This window comes from Microbacterium oleivorans, assembly GCF_001644225.1.
Classification (GTDB): domain Bacteria; phylum Actinomycetota; class Actinomycetes; order Actinomycetales; family Microbacteriaceae; genus Microbacterium; species Microbacterium gawkjiense.
This window is the reverse complement of sequence record NZ_LSTV01000002.1, coordinates 171,064-188,182: the sequence shown is the minus strand read 5'-3', so window position 1 is coordinate 188,182 and position 17,119 is coordinate 171,064. Positions and strand designations below refer to the sequence as shown.

Sequence of the window (17,119 nt, the reverse complement as noted above, 5' to 3'; positions counted from 1 at the left end):
GGTTGCCTGCGTGGTCACGTCGTGTTGCGGTCTCTTTACGATGCCGGCCACGTCGGTCACCGGGTGGGAACGGCCGAGTCCGCGGCGACGGCGCGGGCAGCGGCGGCTTCGCGACGCGACGGGCGCACGCGGCGGGGGGCGGCGGGGCGCCCGTAGGTCACGTACAGCGGCAGGCCGACGAAGAGCAGTCCGCCCACGAGGTTGCCGAGCACCGTCGGGATCTCGTTCCAGATGAGGTAGTCGCCGATCGTGAAGTCGCCGCCCAGGAGCAGCCCCGACGGGAACAGGAACATGTTCACGATGGAGTGCTCGAAACCCATGAAGAAGAACAGCATGATCGGCATCCACATCGCGACGATCTTGCCGATGACGTCCTTCGACACCATCGCGAGGACGACTCCGGTGGCGACCATGGCGTTGCAGAGCACGGCGCGGACGAAGAGGGTCAGCATCCCGTTGCCACCGTGTTCGGCGTAGCCGACCGTGCGGCCCTCGCCGATGTGGCCGATCGCTTGACCGACCTCGTTCGGCGGGGTCGAGAAGCCGTTCGTGAAGACGATCGCCATGAGCAGCGCGATCGAGAACGCGCCGATGAAGTTGCCGAGGAAGACGAGTCCCCAGTTGCGCAGGATGCCGCCGAGCGTGACGCCCGGGCGCTTGTCCAGCCACGCGAGCGGTGCGAGCACGAACACGCCGGTGAGCAGGTCGTAGCCGAGCAGGTAGAGCATCACGAACCCGATGGGGAAGAGCACGGCGCCCAGCAGCGGCATGCCGGTGGTGACGCTGACCGTGACGGCGAACGCCGCCGCGAGCGTGAGCAGCGCGCCGCCCATGATGGAGCGGACGAGGGTGTCACGGGTGGAGAGCATGACCTTCGACGCGCCGGCGTCGATCACGGTCTGGACGAGCTCGGTGGGCTTGACGTACGTCATCGCAGATCCCTTTCAGTCGTGGAGCCGGGTGTGAGGCTCGACGCTAAAGGGCGGGTGTTTCCCCCGACCGCACCGGGGTCGACCGCTTTGGTTACCTCTTCCTCTCTTCGGAGGGAGGCGCGATGTGAGATCGGATGCGTCCGGTCGTCGGCCTCCGGAGCAGAGACCGATGGTTGACTGAGCGCATGACCGTCGTCGTGTGCGGGCCCGCCACCTGGAACCACCTGATCGAACTCGATCGGCTCCCCGAGCCGGCACCCCACATGCAGTTCGCCAACGGATCGGTGCGGACGGTCGGCGGCACATCGTCGGGCAAAGCGGTCCACCTTGCGGAGCTCGGCCTGGACGTGAGATTGCACGCGCTCCTCGGAGCGGATGCCGAGGGTGCCGCCGTCGCGAGCGGGCTCGCGCGTGCGGGCGTTCGTCTGGTGCGCCACGCGTCCGACGCCACGGAGCAGCATGTCAATCTGATGACTCGGGCGGGCGAGCGGGTCTCCCTGTACGTCGCGACGCCCTCGGCGGCGGATCCGGCGGTCGTCGCGGAGATCGGTGATGATCTGGACTCCGCCGCTGTCGCGGTCGTGGACCTCAGCGCGCTCGGGGCCGAGCTCGTGGCGCGCGGCATCGACGCCCCGGTCTGGACGGACCTCCACGACTACGACGGGAAGGCCGCATTCCATGAGTCGTTCCTGCGCGCCGCGGACGTCGTGTTCATGAACGACGATGCCGTCGATGACCCGTGGCAACTTCTGGAGTCGTGCCTGGAGCGCGGGCCCCGTCTCGCGGTGTGCACGCGCGGAGCGTCAGGGGCGATCGCGATGGACGCCGCCCGTCGTCGGTACGCGGTCGCCGCAGCGGACGTCGACGTCGTCGACAGCAACGGGGCCGGCGATGCCTTCTTCGCGGGATTCCTCGCTGCGCATGGTGCGGGTTCGGACGTCGAGGCGAGCCTCGAGGCCGGCGCGCGACAGGCTGCGGTCGCCCTCGCGTCGCCTCACCTGCATCCGGCGCTCAGCGAGCCGGAGGCGGGCACACGGGCCGGCTGAAGACCGCTGCCGGAGGTCAGTCGACGGCAGTCTCCTCGTGGCCGACGGAGCGGGCTTCGAGGTAGGCGCAGAGTTCCGCGGCGACGGACAGCTCGACGGCCATCGCGTGTAATTGGTGGCTGTTGAGGATCGTCGTGTCGGGCTGCGGCTCGATGGTCACGCGCCACGACGCTGCCCCGACCTCGGCCGGTTGCATGAAGATCGTGACGGTCGCGTTCTCGAGGGGGACGACCACAAGGCCGGTGTCGGCGCCGTCGGTGCCGTCCTGCACGATGACCTTGATGCGCTCGCCGGCGCCGCGGGCCTCGTGGAACTCGTCGACCCAGCGTTCGAGGGTCTCTTTGCTTCGGAACGGCATGGGCTTCCCCTCTCGCGGTTGCGGGAGAGTAGCGGATCCGGGGACACGTGGCTACTGGCGGCTGTCCGCCCGCTCCCATCACCTATTCTCGACGAAGTCGTCGCATTTCGGCGCGACCGGTAGGGAGTGGATGTGGCGGACGGCGAGGACAAGGCCGGCTACTGGTATGACGAAGCCCCCGGCGAGCGGGATCGTGCGCGTCGTGTCCTGGAGGCCCTGCGCACCTATCGTGCCGCCGAGGCCGCCATGCGTCGCCGCACCCGGGACTCGATGGCGATGGGTGAGAACGAGCTTCTCGCGCTTCGCTACCTCCTGCGTCAGCCCGACCACTCCGCCCGTCCCGCCGAGCTCGTCAAATACCTCGGGGTCACGTCGGCCTCGATCACGACGATGCTCGACCGGCTCGAGAAGACCGGCCGCGTCGAGCGGATCGCGAACCCGACCGATCGACGCAGCATCTTCGTGCGAGCGACGCCGCACGCGAACGAAGAGGTCCGCGAGACCCTCGGTCGCATGCACGGGCTCATGTACGACGTGGCCGTCAAGATGAGCCCCGAGGAGCAGGAGCACGTCGTCGCCTTCCTGCAACAGATGACCGATGCCGTCGACGGTGTCGAGCCGGTGGCCGCAGAGGCCTGACCGCGGCATCCGCTGTACCCGGCGTGGAGCGGGAAAGCAACCGTTCCCGTGATTCCGTTCCGACGCCCATAGTGGGCGTATGAGATGCATCACGTACGCCGGCGAGACCGTGGTCACGACCGATGACGTCGCGGAGGCTCTCGTCACGTTGACGGCTGCCGTCGCCGAACTGGGCCGGGCCGACGCCGTCACGATCCCGATCGTGTTCGAGAAGAACGGTGAGATCGGCGAAGCATCCCTCGTCATCGGTGTCGGCAACGACGTGCTCTCGGTCGCGACCGACTGGGACCGTCCCGAGCCCGACTTCTCGTTCGCCGCCGCGCAGCTGCGCCGACACCCGCATTTCCCCCGCGACGACGCCGGCTCGGGGGACGGCGTGTACGACGAGGGGCCGGAGGCCTACTGGGACCCCGATCTCGACGGATTCGGCCGCGCCTGACGCGAGCGTTCAGTCCTCGACGCCCGGCGGTGGTGTGCCCAGCGACTCGACCGCGTCGAAGAACGCGTCGGGGACGTCAGCGTCGATGAGGGGACCGAGGGCGTCGAGCCGCGCGGTCGAGGTGATGCCCACGACGGTCGCATCGACGAGCGGGCTGCGCAGCGAGAAGTGGAGCGCGGCGGCGGCGAGGTCGACACCGTGCAGGTCGGCGAGGCCGCGGACCCTCTCGACGTGGGCGGCGAAGTCGGCGGGCATCGGCCGATAGCCGAACGAGCCGTCGCCGTTGGCGAGCGTGCCGCCCCCGAACGGCGCCGCGTTGAGCACGGTCATGCCCAGCGCATGAGCGGCCTCGAAGAGGGGTCCGGCGGTGCGGGTCGCGAGCGTGTAGCGGTTGTGGGACAGGACGACGTCGAAGGCGCCGGTGTCGACGTACTCGCGGACTTGCGCAAGGGTGCCCGAGGCGATGCCGATCGCGCCGATGACACCCTGGTCGCGCAGGTCGATCAGGGCCGGAACGGCGCCGCCCGGACCCATGGCCTCGGCGACGGTCAGACCGTAGGGGTCGTGCAGTTGATAGAGCGGAAGGCTGTCGAGTCCGAGCCGACTCAGCGACTCGTCGAGCGAACGCTTCACCCGCTCGCCGTCGAACTCCCCGGTCTCCGGGTCGCTGTCGGCCTTCGAGTAGATCCGCGTGTGGCCGGGCAGCCCGCCGGCGCGGCGGACGGCGTCGCCGAGAGCCTGCTCGCTGCGCCCGCCGGCTTAGTTGTTGCTCGTGTCGACATAGCCGAGCCGAGAGCTGATCAGGGCATCCGCCAGGTCGTCGGCGCCGGGCCGCTCACCCAGGCGCGAGGCGCCGAGGATGACAGGTGTGGGGGACAGGGTCTCCATCGGGGCCTCCCGGCGTCGCGTCAGTGCGCGGAGTAGCCGCCGTCGACGAGGTGGTAGCTGCCGGAGATGAAGGATGCCGCGTCGCTCAGCAGGAAGAGCGTGAGCGCCGCCACCTCGGCATCCGTTCCCAGGCGTCCCGCCGCGTGCTCCTTCTCCAGCGCCGCGAGGGCATCTCCGGAGAGGCTCGCGCGCACGAGGGGCGTGTCGACGAAGCCGGGACCGACCGCGTTCGTGCGGACGCCCTCCGCGGTGTACTCGAGCGCGGCGACCTTGGTCAGCCCGACGAGGGCGTGTTTGCTGGCCACGTAGGCCGCGTTCTGGGCGATGCCGACCGAGCCGAGGACCGACGCCATGTTGACGACGGCCCCGCCGCCGGCAGCGACGATGGCGGGCAGCTGGAACTTCAGCCCGTAGAAGACGCCATCGAGATCCACCGCTCGCACGCGATCCCAGGCCTCGACGTCGTAGTCGCCGATGTTCTGCGGCGGGGCGCCGATGCCGGCGTTGTTCACGGCGAGGTGGAGACCACCGTAGGTCTCCTGGGCGAAGCGCACGGCCGCCTCGGCGTCCTGCCACTTCGCGGTGTTCTGCACGAAGGCGGATGCGGTGCCCCCGGCATCCGTGATCTGCTGCACGACAGCCTCGGCGGCCTCCTGCTTGATGTCCGTCACGACAACCGACGCGCCCTCGGCCGCGAGCTCCCGAGCGATCTCCGCGCCGATGCCGCTGCCTGCTCCCGTGACGAGAGCCGTCTTCCCATCGAACCGAGCCATGGTCTCCTCCTTCGCGCGCGTCACCGTGACCTTCGCGGCGAGAGGTGCGCCTGTGGCTACAACCATGTGCGCGCATGAACATTCCGCGCCGCGACGCGCGTAGCGTGTGAACCGACGGATGCCCCGACCCGCGGCATCCGTCGATCGATCAGCAAGGAGAACCCATGCCCACCGTCGCCGCGTACGCAGCCCCTTCGGCAACCGACCCCCTCATCCGTACGACGATCGAGCGTCGCGAGACGGGACCGCGCGATGTGCTCATCGCCATCCGGTACGCGGGGATCTGCCACTCCGACATCCACACCGTCCGGGGCGACTGGGGCCCGGTGACCTACCCGCAGGTCGTGGGGCACGAGATCGCCGGCGAGGTCGTCGAGGTCGGGTCCGAGGTGGCCGGCTTCGCGGTCGGCGACCGCGTGGGCGTCGGCTGCATGGTGAACTCGTGCCGCGAGTGCGAGAACTGCCGCGCCGGCATGGAGAACTACTGCCTGAAGGGCAACACGCAGACGTACGCGTCGGTCGACCGCGACGGCACGATCACGCAGGGCGGCTACTCGACCCACGTCGTCGTCGACCAGGACTTCGTGCTCCGCATCCCCGAGGCGCTCCCGTACGAGTCGGTCGCACCCCTGCTGTGCGCCGGCATCACGACGTACTCCCCGCTCGCGCACTGGAAGGTCGGCCCCGGCTCGAAGGTCGCCGTCGTCGGCATGGGCGGGCTCGGGCACCTCGCGGTCAAGATCGCGGCCGCGATGGGTGCCGAGGTGACCGTGCTGTCGCAGACCCTGGCGAAGCAGGAGGACGGCCTGCGCTTCGGTGCGTCGCGCTACTTCGCGACGAGCGACGACGCCACCTTCCGGACCCTCGCCAACACGTTCGACCTCATCCTCAACACGGTGAGCGCGCCCCTGAAGCTCGACTCCTACCTGCGGATGCTGCGCCTGGACGGCACCATGGTCAACGTCGGCGCCCCGCCCGAGCCGCTGCCGCTGCGGGTGTTCACGCTGTTCGGCAACCGGCGTACGTTCGCCGGGTCCAGCATCGGATCCATCGGCGAGACACAGGAGATGCTCGAGTTCTGCGCCGCCCACGGCATCGTCCCCGAGACCGAACTGATCGGCGTCGACGGGGTCAATGAGGCGTACGAGCGGGTGCTGCGATCGGACGTCCGCTACCGCTTCGTCATCGACATCGAGACGTTGAAGGACTGAGTCTGAAAACCCGGCGGGATCTGGTCACCTGAGGGTGTTACTCTCGCGCTAGTGCGCGACCTCCCCCGCCGGGTCTACCGGTACCGTCGCCCACGGAGAGACGGAGACATGCCGTACCGCAGTCACGCCACCCTGCAGCAGTGGCTCGAGGATTTCGTGTCCGCGCGCGAGGACGGCGACCTGATCAAGGTCGTCATCCAGCACGACTCGTGGGGGGACGACGGTGGGCTGGTCGTCGTGCCCTTGCGGAACGCGTCGACGACCGTCTACGTGCGTCCGCCGATGGGCGAGGATCCACGCTGGCGCGTGGTGTTCGAGCCGCAGCTCGACGAGGTCGCCCTCACCGCAGAGGAGACGGCTGCCCTCGTCGCCGAGCTGGCAACCGCCGCCGAACTCTGCGGCTACCTCGAGGTGCGCTCGGTCGCGCACAACGAGGCCGCCCCCACCGGCTGAGGCCGCCACCTCGCGGGATCATCCGCGCGGGTGACGCGGATACCTCCCCGAGTGGATGCAGCGGCCCGGCATCCCGGTCATGGCCGTCGTCAAGGCGGGGGGATTCGGGCTCGGCGCGGAGCGCGCTGCTCGCGCCGCCCTCGCCGGCGGCGCGGACGAACTGGGGGTCGCCACGTGCGACGAGGCGATCGAGCTGCGCCGGGCGGGCATCGAGGTGCCCGTCCTCGCGTTGATGCTGCACGCCGACGCCCCGCTCGACGAGGCGATCGCGTGGGGGTGCGTCTGGTCCCGTCCTCGCTGCGGCATCTGCGCCTCATTCAGAGGGCGGCGGCGCGGGTGGGCGCCGTCGCCGAGGTGAGATCGAGGTCGAGACCGGGATGAACCGGTCCGGCGCGAGTCGCACTTCCCGCGGCTCGTCGCCGCCGCCGGGACGTCATGCGACGACTTACTCGACGGCCTGGTGCGCCGGGCCGCCGCGGCGGCTCCCCGCCGGCGGGCGGCGGAGGGCGGGTAGTCGGCGGGAGGGGACGTCAGATCGAGGATGTCGGCCACATCGCGGCGGCGATCGGGTCGAGCTCGGTCGCGGGGTCGGGCTCGGGCACGATCCACAGTCCCGCCGGCGAGTTCGCCGACGACATCAGCGCCTCGACCCAGGCGGGGTTGATCATCGTCCGTGCGCGACTGTCGAACCGGAAGTCGATGTCGGACTCCGGGGACACCCACTTCGATTCGCGACCGCCGCCCAGGCTCACATCGTGCCGCCACGTGAACACGAACGACTCGCGCCGGCGCAGTTTCGCGACGATCACCAGCTCGAGGTGAGCGATCGACCGATCGTCGAGTTTCACGGAGGCCTTGCCGATCGTTATGCGTCCCACCTCCGCAGGGTCACCGGCGAGTGCGGGGCTGCAGGAGGGGCTTGACGTCAGAGTCGTCGATCCGCTTCGACGACGACCTGACGGTCATCGGATGACGGGTCACTGCCCGTCGTGCATACCGCTCATCCGGTCCCATTCGAGGGACTTGAACTGCAGGAAGGTGCAGAGGCTGCTCGCGAGGGTGACCTCGGCGGCGAGAGCGGCGAGCTTGTACGGAGAGATCGTCATATCCTCGGGCCGCGCGGTGAGGGTGGTCTCCCACCTCGTGCTGTCGAGCGCGGTCGGTTGCATATAGATCTCCGCGCCTGCGTTACCGAGGTTCACGACGACGAGGCCGGTGTCACGACCGTCGGACCCGTCCTGGACGGCCACCTTGACGTGCACGAGATCGGCGGCGTTCTCGGTCATGAACTCCGCCACCCATCATTCGAGGAGGCGCTTCGTTCGCGCGGGGACCCGGGTCCCCTGTTCTCGTTCCACAGCCGCATCATGCCATGCGCGGGCGAGCGGCTGGCGTCGCTGAGAAGGGCACCTCGATCGAGGTTCCGGCCGAGCCGGAGAGGAGGAATGAGTGGAGGGGTGTTCGCTTTAGTGCGAGAACCCGCGTATTTCCGCGGTTCTTCGAGGCCCCGAAAAGACCCGATCCTCTCGCATCCTCGAGAAAATCCTCTCGGACCCTCTGAGGCGCGACGAACACTATCCACGCCCGCGGTTGCGGGCGTTCCGTCTACGGGTCCGTTCACGACGTGACCTCGTTCCGGCGGGTTCCTGCTTCGTTCGAGACTGCTCCGGCGAGCCGGAGTCTGATGTCTCGTCCACAGGCGTTTAGCCTCTCCACCTTTCCTGGGGCGAGGGCGAGAACCAAGAGGTTCGTCGCGGCGTTGTAGTCGCGGTCGAGGTGGATTCCGCAGGTGCAGGTCCATTGGCGCACGTCGGTGCTGCTCGGGCCGGACTTGGTGTTGCAGATGGCGCACAGTCGAGTCGACGGGAAGAACCTGTCTGCTCGGACGACGGTGCGACCGTGGGTTGCGGCTTTGGCTTCGAGTTCCGTGACGAACTGACTCCACCCGGCGTCGGTGATGGACTTGCCGTACCTGCCCCGAACCATGGCGCTGACCCTCAACGTCTCGAGACTGATCGTTTGGTTCTCACGGATCAGTCTGGAGATAAGTTGGCGGGCGTGGTCGCGTCGCAGGTTGGCGGTGCGGGCGTGGATGCGCGCCACCTCGACGCGCAGTTTCTCCCGGTTCTTACTCCCGCGCTGGGCGCGAGAAAGCTTCTTCTGAGCGCGCGCGAGCTTCCGCTCGGCGGCGCGGTAGTGCTTGGGGGCCGCTATCTTCTCGCGTGTGCCGTCGCTGTAGGCGATGGTCGCGAGGTCGGTGAGTCCGAGATCGATCCCTGCAACCCGGTCGGGGTGGGTCGGTGCGATGGGTGCGGGCACAGGCACGGTGACGACGAACGAGGCCCACCACGTTCCGTCAGCGGCTTTGATGATGGTGACGCTGGAGGGATGGCTGGGCAGAGGTCGGTGCCAGTTGACCGAGACGGTCCCGACTTTGGAGAGGTAGAGGCGGCCGCCGCCGCGCTTCGTGTTCTGCCATCCGCCACGAATGCGGAATCCGGCTTCGTAGAAGCGTGCGGTTTGGCGCGCGCGACGGCGCTGGAAGACGGGACGTCCGACCGAGCGCCCTGTCGGGTTCCGGTCACGCTCGAGAAGAAGTTCTCGTACGCCTGGACTGCGTCTTTCAGCGCTCCGCGCAGGGCGATGGTGGGCAGCGCTTTGAGCCAAGGAGTGTCGGGGTTGGCTCGGCCCTGGGTGATGAGGGTCTTCGTGGCCTCACCGAGGGTGGGGTGGGCATCGCCGTTGGTGAATGCGTCGCGGGCCATCGCGATGTACGCGTTGTGGATGAAGCGGCACCCGCCGAAAACCCGCATGAGTGCGGTGCGCACCGCGGGCGTCGCGTCGATCCTGTACTGGTAGCGGCGCGTGACCGTGGGTCCTTCGGGTGCCGGGCCGCGTCGCGCGTCGCGTCGTTGGCGTGCCACTGTCCGGTTGGCGAAGGCACAAGCGTCGCAGCGGCATCCCCAGTATCGTTAGCCCGCGGCCGTTGCGTGCGCCGTGTCCGGGATCGGCCCTCGGTCGGTAGTGGGGCGCCGGTACGCGAGGTCGGCTCGGGTGCACGCATCGCACCGGCAACCCCAATAGGTGTAGCCGCTGCGCACGCCGTGCTTGTCGGCGGGCATCGTCGCGAATCGTTCAGCGGGTGTCTTGGTGCGTCCCATGTCCTACACATGCACGGCGACGCGCCGACCTTGTCAGCTACGCCACCAGGCTCGTGAGATGGAATCCGCGACAGGCCTCGCATTGGTAGCTGCGCACCTCGCGCCTCCGTGTGGGCAGTGCCGCCTCTTCTGCTCGCTGTCGGAGCATCACGACGGTATGTAGCGCGGTGACTGCTTCGCGGTGATCGCGGAAGCGGACCTTCCTCCAGGTACGTGTTCTCAGCCGTGTCATCAGCTTCCCTCCTTCGAATCGATCGTTACTGAGCCGCCGGTGGGCGACGCCGCGGCGGAGAGCCCTCATGGACGGAGAGCTCCCCCCGCGAAGTGCTACGCAGCGTCCTGTTCGTCGGTCGTTTCCAGCTCGGCGAACTTGGCCGCCATGGTCGGGTTCCCGCGGGTCAGCTTCTTGACCGTGAGTGCCGTCGCCTTGTCGTTCGCGAGGCGGAGGTTGTTCTCGGATCCGAGGAGGTTGTCCTTGACCTTCTGGAGTCGATCGATCGCGTTGTCGATCTCCTTGATCGCGGTATCGAACTTGCCCTTGGCAAGCTGATAGTTGCGACCGAACGCCGACTTGAAGCCCTCGAGCTCCGACTCGAAGTCGGTGATGTCGATGTTCTGCTTCTTGATCTGTTCGAGCTCGGCCTTGACCACGATGGTGTCCTGTGCCGCGTTGCGCAGCAGGGCGATGATCGCCAGGAAGAACTGCGGCCGGACGACGAACATCTTCGGGTACTCGTGCGAGACGTCGGTGATGCCGGCGTAGAGCTCGGAGTCCTCTTCGAGCATCGAGACGAGCACTGCGTACTCGCAGCCCTTGTCGTTGCGGTCCTTGTCGAGCTTGGCGAAGAAGTCGCTGTTCTTCTTTTTCGTGGCGGTGACGTCCGACTCGTTCTTCATCTCGAACATGATCGAGACGTACTCCACGTTGTCGTCGCTGAAATCCCGGAAGACGTAGTCCCCCTTCGTGCCGGCGGATGTGTCGTTGTCCTTCCCGAACGTGGCGTCGGGGAAGGCGAGGGACCGCATGCGGTTGAACTCGATCTCGCAGTGCTGTTCGAGGGTCTCGCCGAGGAGCTTCACCGAGAGCTTCGCCTTCATGTCCTTGTAGCGGGCGATGAGCTCATCCTTGAGAGCGAGCTCTTTGGTGTGCGACTCCCTGAGCGCAGCGTCCTTGACCTTCTGCTCGGCCGCCTGGAGGTTGAGCTTGCTCTTTGCCTCGTTGAGGTCCTTCTCCGCCGCCGCGACCGCCTTCGCGACGGCAAGCTCCTGCTCGGTCGCCGCCGACGTGAGCGCGGAGGTGAGCTGCTGGATCTCGGTGTCCTTGGCGGCGCTCACCTTGTGCGCCTGCTGTGTTGCGTTGGCGACAGCGAGGGCGATCTCGGTGGCCTTGGTCTTCTCGGCTTCCGCGAGACGTGCGTGAAGTTCGTGCTCGAACTCCGTGGTGCGCACCTGCTGCACGATGTCGGCGTACTGCGCCTCGTCGATGGTGAAGAGGGTGCCGCAGTGCGGGCACTTGATCTCGTTCGCAGCGGTGCTAGGTGTGATGTGGGTCATGGGTTTCTCCGAAGGGGCGGGGAGCGGATCCCGCAGGCGGGGCGGCCCCCAGCAACGCCCCGCCTGCGACAGCGACGTGATGCCGCCGAACAGATCGTGGACGAACTCGCGTTGCTTTAGGCACAGTTGGCTGATAAGACGCCTTATCAGCTACAGCGGTCGAACGTCGATCGTTCCGAGTACGTTTGCCTCATGTCCACAACGCCCGCGCTCCTCCTCGACCTGACCGGCGTCGCCCGGCTGGCCGGCGTGCGGCGACCCGTGGCATCGATGTGGCGTTCGAGGTTCGCGTCGACGGTGGATCCGTTCCCGGCACCCGTCGCCGATGGGAGCGGTCGGCCGCGCTTCGAGGCGGAGCAGGTCGCCGACTGGCTCGTACGCACCGGGCACGGGAACAACCCGGAGGCACGTGGGGATGCTGCCGCGGCTGCAGCTCCCTCGGACTTCTCGTTCTCCGACGCGGGCGCGGTCGCCGAACTGCAGGCGCTCGTTGCCCTGCACGCGCAGGTCGAGGACCTCGACGAACTCACGCCTTCACAGATCGAAGAGGCGGCCGCTAACGTCGACCCGCTCGATCTGGTGCTCCGGCGCGAGATCGCTGCACACCTGGACCGCGGTGCGCGGTGGGTCACCTACGCGACCTGCCTGGTCGACGCCGCATACTCGCCGGCGGCGGCGCTGGCGCTCATCGCCCGCCGCCACGCAGCGTCGAACCGCGCCGCGGGCTCTGCTGGACCTCTCGTTGCCGACGCGATCGACCTGGTCGTCGACGCTGCGGTCGCCCTCGCCGGCGGCGACGCCACGGTGACGCTGGATGCCGGCGACGCCGCGTTGTCCTCGACAGTCGCGAGCAGACTCGGCGCCAGTGTGAACATCGTTCTGCCCGCCGGCGCAGACTCCCGCCGGGTCCGCCGGCATCTGCTCGTCGAGGGGCATTGGATCGACGAAGCAGCGGACCCGGCGACAGGCTCGGTCGTTGTCGCCCGTGTCCCGTCCGTTGCGGGCGCAGATGTCGCCGGGATCCTGCGAGCACTCGACGAGGTCTCCCTGTCGCTACGGGATTCGGACGCGGGGGTCGTGATCGGCCCCGCGCGGGCACTCGTAGACCCGCTGACCCCCACTGACGAGCGGGCGCGCACTGACATCCTTCGCTCCGGCCGCGTCAGAGGAATCGCGCGCCTGTCCACCGGTCTCGTCGACAGCGCGGTCCGCGAATCGCTCGCGCTCTGGATTCTCGGCGAGCCGACATTCGAGGTCGCACCCGCGCAGCGAATCACCGCCGTCGCAGATCTCACCGGCGTGCAGCTCACTCCCGCGACGCGCGCCGACCTGATCTCGGACCTGATGGCGGGCATGGGAACCGCTCACGATCTGCGTGCCCACCAGTTCCGGTTCGCGGCATTCGTGCGTACGGCCTCGCTCCAGGCACGGAGCGGATCACTGGTGGCATCGGTGACGCGGAAACCCGCGGCCACGACCGAGGAGGCGGCAGAACTTCCCGCCCTCCTCGACATCGCGGCCGAGGCAGTCCGTGCCGACCTCGCCCCGATCGAGATCGCCCCGGAGCCGCACGATGTCCCGCGCGCTGCTTCCGTAGCGGAGTTGATCAGGGACGGACACGTGAGGAGGATCCAGGGCACCCGCCTCCATCCTGACCTGCTGGGCTCGGAAGGACTCGTCGTCGTGACCGCATCCGACCTCGACGAGCCCGCGTCGATCGGCCGTACGCGCGTCGACCAGTTCGCGTTCGCGACCCAGCATCCGTCCGCACAGCTGACACGCCCCGGCGACGTGATCTTCCGCACCAGCCCCACCGCAGCCGCCTGGGTCGACCCCGACGGCTCGAAAGTCGTCGCCTACCCGGCCCGCGTGCTGCGCATTACGGCCGCTGATCCCGGCGGTCTCGTGCCCGAGATCATCGCCGCAGACATCACAGGTGCGCCTGCCGGGCCTGGTGCGTGGAAGCGATGGACGCTGCGTCGCGTCGCCACGCGCACGATGGCGCCGCTCCGACAGGCAATCGCCGACATCGCGGCCGCCCGCCGAGGCCTCGAGGCCCGTGCCGCGCGCCTCACTGACTATGCCAACTTGATGGTCGCCGGTGCGACATCAGGTGCGGTGACCATGATCGACCTGGACCACGCCGCGGACGCGGCAGAGACGCAGTAAGGAACACCCATGCCCCGCACACCAAAAGCCGCACCCGCGGCGCCGTCGACCATGAAAGAGCTGAAGGACACGCTCTGGAAGGCGGCCGACAAGCTCCGCGGCTCGATGGATGCCTCCCAGTACAAGGACGTCATCCTCGGCCTCGTGTTCCTCAAGTACGTCTCCGACGCGTTCGACGAGCGTCGCGCCGGCATCCGTACCGAACTCGCCGCCGACGGGTACGACGACGACCAGATCGACGAGCTCATCGACGACACCGACGAGTACACCGGCCGCGGAGTCTTCTGGGTCCCCGCGAACGCGCGATGGGGCTTCCTCGCCGAGCACGCGAAGGGCGGATCGGTCGACGGCGTCGACAAGTCGATCGGCCTGCTCATCGATGAGGCGATGGATGCCGTGATGCAGGCGAACCCGCAGCTGTCGGGCACGCTGCCGCGCATCTTCAACCGCGACAACGTCGACCAGCGGCGCCTCGGCGAGCTGATCGACCTGTTCAACTCGGCGCGGTTCGCGACGCAGGGGCAGGGCGGCTCGGACGGGCGCCGCGCGCGCGACCTGCTCGGCGAGGTGTACGAATACTTCCTCGAGAAGTTCGCCGCCGCCGAGGGCAAGCGGGGCGGCGAGTTCTACACGCCCGCCGGTGTCGTGCGCGTGCTCGTCGAGATGCTCCAACCTACGCACGGGCGCGTCTACGACCCGGCGTGCGGATCGGGCGGCATGTTCGTACAGGCCGAGAAGTTCATCGACGCCCACCACGGCGAAGGCTCCGACATCTCCGTCTACGGACAGGAGCTCAACGAGCGCACGTGGCGTATGGCGAAGATGAACCTCGCCATTCACGGGCTCACCGGCAACCTCGGGCCGCGCTGGGGCGACACGTTCGCCCGCGACCTGCACCCCGAGCTGCAGGCCGACTTCGTCATGGCGAACCCGCCGTTCAACATCAAGGACTGGGCGCGCAACGAGTCCGACCCGCGCTGGCGATTCGGCGTGCCCCCGGCGGGAAACGCGAACTACGCGTGGATCCAGCACATCCTCTCCAAGCTCGCTCCCGGCGGACAGGCCGGCGTCGTCATGGCAAACGGGTCGATGTCATCGAACTCCGGCGGCGAGGGCCAGATCCGCGCTGAGATCGTTGAAGCCGACCTCGTCTCGTGCATGGTCGCGCTGCCGACCCAGTTGTTCCGTTCGACGCCGATCCCCGTGTGTGTCTGGTTCTTCGCGAAGGACAAGGGTGCGCGTGCGGGCGAGGTGCTCTTCATCGACGCCCGGAGCCTCGGCCACATGGTCGATCGCGCCGAACGTGCGCTCTCGGATGAGGACATCGCCCGCATCGCCGGTACGTTCCACGCATGGCGTGGCGTTGAGCAAGATGCCTCTCCAGCTGAATACACGGACATTCCGGGATTCTGCTACTCCGCGCCACTCGCTGAGATCAAGGCCGCGGACTACGCGCTCACACCCGGGCGGTACGTCGGTGCCGCTGAAGCGGAGGATGACGGCGAGCCGCTCGACGACAAGCTTGCTCGACTGCGGTCGGAGCTTGAGGCGCAGTTCACCGTATCTGCAAAGCTGACCGAGGTGGTTCGTGAGCAGTTGGCGAGGCTCTCATGAGGTACTCGATCGGAACCATTGAGGACCTCGCGAGCATTGAGATGGGTCAGTCGCCGAAAGGCGATACGGTGCGCCGCACTCCTACGGGGCTACCGCTCTTGAACGGTCCGACAGAGTTCGGCCAGCAACATCCGGTCCCGGCGCAGTGGACGGATGCCGGTGTCCGGTTTGCGCGTGCTGGCGATGTCCTCTTCTGCGTCCGTGGGTCAACTACGGGACGAATGAATCGTGCGGATCAGGACTACGCAATTGGCCGCGGAATCGCGGCCCTCCGTGCGCGCGATGGTGTCGACAGCCGGATCGTCAAATACGCGCTGGACGCCTCTCTGCCGGACCTTCTCGCTGGCGTTTCTGGCTCCGTTTTCCCTAACCTGTCGCGGGACCAAATTCTTCGTCATCGCGTCCCGGTTCCCCCGCGGGTCGAGCAGCAGGCGATCGCCGAGGTGCTGGGCGCCCTCGACGACAAGATCGCCGCCAACACCGCCCTCGCCGCCACCGCCGATGCGCTGATACGCGCTGAATACGCGTCATTGGGCCGCCGTCGCGTTCGGGTCTCGGAGGTCGCTAGCTCACCTCGTTCAGGAGTGGATCCTTCTCGTGTGGCACCCCACGATCTCTACGTTGGACTCGAGCACATCGGGCGACGGCACATGTGGCTGACGGACGGCGGCGAAGCTGCTGAGGTGACCAGCACGAAGTCCAGATTCGAGGCCGGGGACGTCCTCTTCGGCAAGCTCCGCCCCTACTTCCATAAGGTGGTCTGGGCCCCGGGAAGCGGAATCTGTTCCACCGACATTTTGGTCGTCCGTTCCAAGGATCCTCAGCTCGCAAGTGTGCTGCTCGCGGCCTTGACCAGCGACGCCGTCATCGAACAGGTGGTTTCGGCGAGCGAGGGCACCCGGATGCCGCGCACGAGTTGGAAGGACCTTGCTGCCGTCGAGATCTGGTGGCCGGATGCAATCGAGGTCGAACGTCTCACTGATCGACTTGATGCTGTCCGCGAATCGACCGTGGCTGCAATTGCCGAGAATCGCATCCTCGCCGCGACGCGCGACGCGCTTCTACCTCAGCTCATGTCGGGCAAGCTCCGCGTCCGCGACGCAGAGGATCTGATTGTTCAGGCGGGCGTGTGAACGAGCACGCCTGCACAGCCTTTAGGTTCGAAGTACGAATGCACCGCCGCATCCATCTGGGGAGATCCACCGCATGACCGCTACCGCCACGCCTCCCACGGCGATCCCACCGAAGCCGGTCAGGAAGACGCCCATCTGGGCGAAAATCCTGCTCGTCTTCGTCATTCTCGCGGTGATCGTCGCGGCCGCGCTCGTGAGCTTCAACGTCGGCAAGATCTTCGGTGCGAACGAGTCTCGTGACACCCAGGTGATCCGGTCGATCAAGGGCGAGGAGCAGGTGATCCTCGTCACGGCCGGCATGACCGACGTGGAGGAGAAGCGTGAGGATGGTCTGAACTTCGCGATCGGTGACTGGGACCTCTTCACCCTTCCCGGCAGTGATCGCTCCGTGCTGGTGCGTTATGAGTACGACGCGAAGTTCGGCATCGAAGGCAAGGACGTCGAGATCAGCCAGATGGGGGACAACGCGTACCTCATCACGATCCCGAAGTTCATCTACCTCGGCTACGCCAACCCTGACCTGAGCATCGCGGACGAGGAGAACGGGCTCCTGAGCTGGACCACCCCCGAGATCGACACGACCGAGGTGTTCGAGGAGCTGCTGTCGGCCCAGGTGGTGGAGCAGCACATCGACGGGTTCCGGCCCGTCCTCATGGAGCAGGCGAAGCTGTTCTATTCCAAGATCGTGCAGGCCATCGACCCCGCGATCACCGTCGAGTTCCAGTTCACCGAGTGACCCCGGGAGACAC

18 protein-coding genes and 2 pseudogenes are annotated in these 17,119 nt (G+C 67.6%); 10 read left to right on the top strand and 10 right to left on the bottom strand.

All coding sequences use genetic code 11. From position 1 onward, the window contains the following. Positions 1–56 precede the first annotated feature (56 nt). On the bottom strand, positions 57–932 hold the full coding sequence (locus AYL44_RS07465; protein WP_064002658.1) for a formate/nitrite transporter family protein: 876 nt from the start codon (positions 930–932) through the stop codon (positions 57–59). Positions 933–1,117: 185 nt separating this feature from the next. Between AYL44_RS07465 and AYL44_RS07460 the strand changes: the two genes are divergently transcribed. Further along, the gene (locus AYL44_RS07460) at positions 1,118–1,978 is read left to right on the top strand and encodes a carbohydrate kinase family protein (protein ID WP_064002657.1); all 861 of its coding nucleotides are present in this window, start codon (positions 1,118–1,120) and stop codon (positions 1,976–1,978) included. 16 nt (positions 1,979–1,994) lie between these two features. Here AYL44_RS07460 and AYL44_RS07455 read toward each other — a convergent pair whose 3' ends face one another. After that, positions 1,995–2,336, bottom strand: a complete 342-nt coding sequence (locus AYL44_RS07455) for a hypothetical protein (protein WP_064002656.1) — start codon at positions 2,334–2,336, stop codon at positions 1,995–1,997. A 132-nt stretch (positions 2,337–2,468) separates the two neighbouring features. Here AYL44_RS07455 and AYL44_RS07450 point away from each other — a divergent pair, with 132 nt between their 5' ends. Beyond that, complete coding sequence (locus AYL44_RS07450; RefSeq protein ID WP_064002898.1) at positions 2,469–2,975, top strand: MarR family winged helix-turn-helix transcriptional regulator; 507 nt, start codon at positions 2,469–2,471, stop codon at positions 2,973–2,975. 79 nt (positions 2,976–3,054) lie between these two features. Further along, entirely contained in the window at positions 3,055–3,414 is a 360-nt protein-coding gene (locus tag AYL44_RS07445) for a hypothetical protein (protein WP_064002655.1), read from the top strand. A 9-nt stretch (positions 3,415–3,423) separates the two neighbouring features. On the opposite strand, the pseudogene AYL44_RS07440 reads toward AYL44_RS07445, so the two are convergent. The 3 genes and pseudogenes from AYL44_RS07440 to AYL44_RS07435 form a co-directional block, all read right to left on the bottom strand. Beyond that, positions 3,424–4,155, bottom strand: a pseudogene (locus AYL44_RS07440) (aldo/keto reductase); the annotation flags it as partial. Positions 4,156–4,173: 18 nt separating this feature from the next. Next, positions 4,174–4,302 (bottom strand): hypothetical protein, encoded by a 129-nt coding sequence (locus tag AYL44_RS14845; protein WP_269454690.1) that lies wholly within the window; start codon positions 4,300–4,302, stop codon positions 4,174–4,176. A gap of 20 nt (positions 4,303–4,322) precedes the next feature. Then, the gene (locus tag AYL44_RS07435) at positions 4,323–5,075 is read right to left on the bottom strand and encodes an SDR family NAD(P)-dependent oxidoreductase (protein ID WP_064002654.1); all 753 of its coding nucleotides are present in this window, start codon (positions 5,073–5,075) and stop codon (positions 4,323–4,325) included. A gap of 164 nt (positions 5,076–5,239) precedes the next feature. On the opposite strand from AYL44_RS07435, the gene AYL44_RS07430 reads away from it, so the two are divergent. The 3 genes from AYL44_RS07430 to AYL44_RS07420 all read left to right on the top strand — a co-directional run bounded on the left by AYL44_RS07430 (position 5,240) and on the right by AYL44_RS07420 (position 7,097). Further along, positions 5,240–6,286, top strand: a complete 1,047-nt coding sequence (locus AYL44_RS07430) for an NAD(P)-dependent alcohol dehydrogenase (protein WP_064002653.1) — start codon at positions 5,240–5,242, stop codon at positions 6,284–6,286. Between the two features lie 108 nt (positions 6,287–6,394). After that, positions 6,395–6,739, top strand: a complete 345-nt coding sequence (locus AYL44_RS07425) for a hypothetical protein (RefSeq protein WP_064002652.1) — start codon at positions 6,395–6,397, stop codon at positions 6,737–6,739. Between the two features lie 79 nt (positions 6,740–6,818). Then, entirely contained in the window at positions 6,819–7,097 is a 279-nt protein-coding gene (locus tag AYL44_RS07420; protein WP_231872751.1) for an alanine racemase, read from the top strand. A 172-nt stretch (positions 7,098–7,269) separates the two neighbouring features. Here AYL44_RS07420 and AYL44_RS07415 read toward each other — a convergent pair whose 3' ends face one another. The 5 genes and pseudogenes from AYL44_RS07415 to AYL44_RS07395 all read right to left on the bottom strand — a co-directional run bounded on the left by AYL44_RS07415 (position 7,270) and on the right by AYL44_RS07395 (position 11,454). After that, positions 7,270–7,617 carry a hypothetical protein gene (locus AYL44_RS07415; RefSeq protein ID WP_064002650.1) on the bottom strand — a complete coding sequence of 116 codons (348 nt, stop codon included), beginning with the start codon at positions 7,615–7,617 and terminating at the stop codon, positions 7,270–7,272. Between the two features lie 99 nt (positions 7,618–7,716). Continuing rightward, positions 7,717–8,025, bottom strand: coding sequence for a hypothetical protein (locus AYL44_RS07410; protein WP_157532586.1), 309 nt, complete (start codon positions 8,023–8,025; stop codon positions 7,717–7,719). A 331-nt stretch (positions 8,026–8,356) separates the two neighbouring features. Then, positions 8,357–9,406, bottom strand: coding sequence for an RNA-guided endonuclease InsQ/TnpB family protein (locus AYL44_RS07405; protein WP_082886144.1), 1,050 nt, complete (start codon positions 9,404–9,406; stop codon positions 8,357–8,359). An 86-nt stretch (positions 9,407–9,492) separates the two neighbouring features. Continuing rightward, positions 9,493–9,663, bottom strand: a pseudogene (locus tag AYL44_RS14890) (helix-turn-helix domain-containing protein); the annotation flags it as partial. A 564-nt stretch (positions 9,664–10,227) separates the two neighbouring features. After that, positions 10,228–11,454 carry a DUF2130 domain-containing protein gene (locus tag AYL44_RS07395; RefSeq protein ID WP_064002646.1) on the bottom strand — a complete coding sequence of 409 codons (1,227 nt, stop codon included), beginning with the start codon at positions 11,452–11,454 and terminating at the stop codon, positions 10,228–10,230. 192 nt (positions 11,455–11,646) lie between these two features. Between AYL44_RS07395 and AYL44_RS07390 the strand changes: the two genes are divergently transcribed. The 4 genes from AYL44_RS07390 to AYL44_RS07375 all read left to right on the top strand — a co-directional run bounded on the left by AYL44_RS07390 (position 11,647) and on the right by AYL44_RS07375 (position 17,106). Beyond that, on the top strand, positions 11,647–13,623 hold the full coding sequence (locus tag AYL44_RS07390; RefSeq protein WP_064002645.1) for a hypothetical protein: 1,977 nt from the start codon (positions 11,647–11,649) through the stop codon (positions 13,621–13,623). A 9-nt stretch (positions 13,624–13,632) separates the two neighbouring features. Next, a complete protein-coding gene (locus AYL44_RS07385) occupies positions 13,633–15,237 on the top strand; it encodes a type I restriction-modification system subunit M (RefSeq protein ID WP_064002644.1) in 1,605 nt (534 codons plus the stop codon). Continuing rightward, positions 15,234–16,370, top strand: coding sequence for a restriction endonuclease subunit S (locus tag AYL44_RS07380; RefSeq protein ID WP_082886143.1), 1,137 nt, complete (start codon positions 15,234–15,236; stop codon positions 16,368–16,370). Before AYL44_RS07385 ends, AYL44_RS07380 begins: the two co-directional genes overlap by 4 nt. 73 nt (positions 16,371–16,443) lie before the next feature. Then, the gene (locus AYL44_RS07375; protein WP_064002642.1) at positions 16,444–17,106 is read left to right on the top strand and encodes a hypothetical protein; all 663 of its coding nucleotides are present in this window, start codon (positions 16,444–16,446) and stop codon (positions 17,104–17,106) included. Positions 17,107–17,119: the final 13 nt, after the last annotated feature.

Excerpts from the sequence above, each read along its gene's own strand:
- AYL44_RS07465 (WP_064002658.1), bottom strand. The coding sequence starts at position 932 with ATGACGTACGTCAAGCCCACCGAGCTCGTCCAGACCGTGATCGACGCC.
- AYL44_RS07430 (WP_064002653.1), top strand. The coding sequence starts at position 5,240 with ATGCCCACCGTCGCCGCGTACGCAGCCCCTTCGGCAACCGACCCCCTC.
- AYL44_RS07420 (WP_231872751.1), top strand. The coding sequence starts at position 6,819 with ATGGCCGTCGTCAAGGCGGGGGGATTCGGGCTCGGCGCGGAGCGCGCT.
- AYL44_RS07380 (WP_082886143.1), top strand. The coding sequence starts at position 15,234 with ATGAGGTACTCGATCGGAACCATTGAGGACCTCGCGAGCATTGAGATG.
- AYL44_RS07390 (WP_064002645.1), top strand. The coding sequence starts at position 11,647 with ATGTCCACAACGCCCGCGCTCCTCCTCGACCTGACCGGCGTCGCCCGG.
- AYL44_RS07385 (WP_064002644.1), top strand. The coding sequence starts at position 13,633 with ATGCCCCGCACACCAAAAGCCGCACCCGCGGCGCCGTCGACCATGAAA.
- AYL44_RS07435 (WP_064002654.1), bottom strand. The coding sequence starts at position 5,075 with ATGGCTCGGTTCGATGGGAAGACGGCTCTCGTCACGGGAGCAGGCAGC.
- AYL44_RS07395 (WP_064002646.1), bottom strand. The coding sequence starts at position 11,454 with ATGACCCACATCACACCTAGCACCGCTGCGAACGAGATCAAGTGCCCG.
- AYL44_RS07410 (WP_157532586.1), bottom strand. The coding sequence starts at position 8,025 with ATGACCGAGAACGCCGCCGATCTCGTGCACGTCAAGGTGGCCGTCCAG.
- AYL44_RS07375 (WP_064002642.1), top strand. The coding sequence starts at position 16,444 with ATGACCGCTACCGCCACGCCTCCCACGGCGATCCCACCGAAGCCGGTC.
- AYL44_RS07455 (WP_064002656.1), bottom strand. The coding sequence starts at position 2,336 with ATGCCGTTCCGAAGCAAAGAGACCCTCGAACGCTGGGTCGACGAGTTC.
- AYL44_RS07425 (WP_064002652.1), top strand. The coding sequence starts at position 6,395 with ATGCCGTACCGCAGTCACGCCACCCTGCAGCAGTGGCTCGAGGATTTC.
- AYL44_RS07460 (WP_064002657.1), top strand. The coding sequence starts at position 1,118 with ATGACCGTCGTCGTGTGCGGGCCCGCCACCTGGAACCACCTGATCGAA.
- AYL44_RS07445 (WP_064002655.1), top strand. The coding sequence starts at position 3,055 with ATGAGATGCATCACGTACGCCGGCGAGACCGTGGTCACGACCGATGAC.
- AYL44_RS14845 (WP_269454690.1), bottom strand. The coding sequence starts at position 4,302 with ATGGAGACCCTGTCCCCCACACCTGTCATCCTCGGCGCCTCGCGCCTG.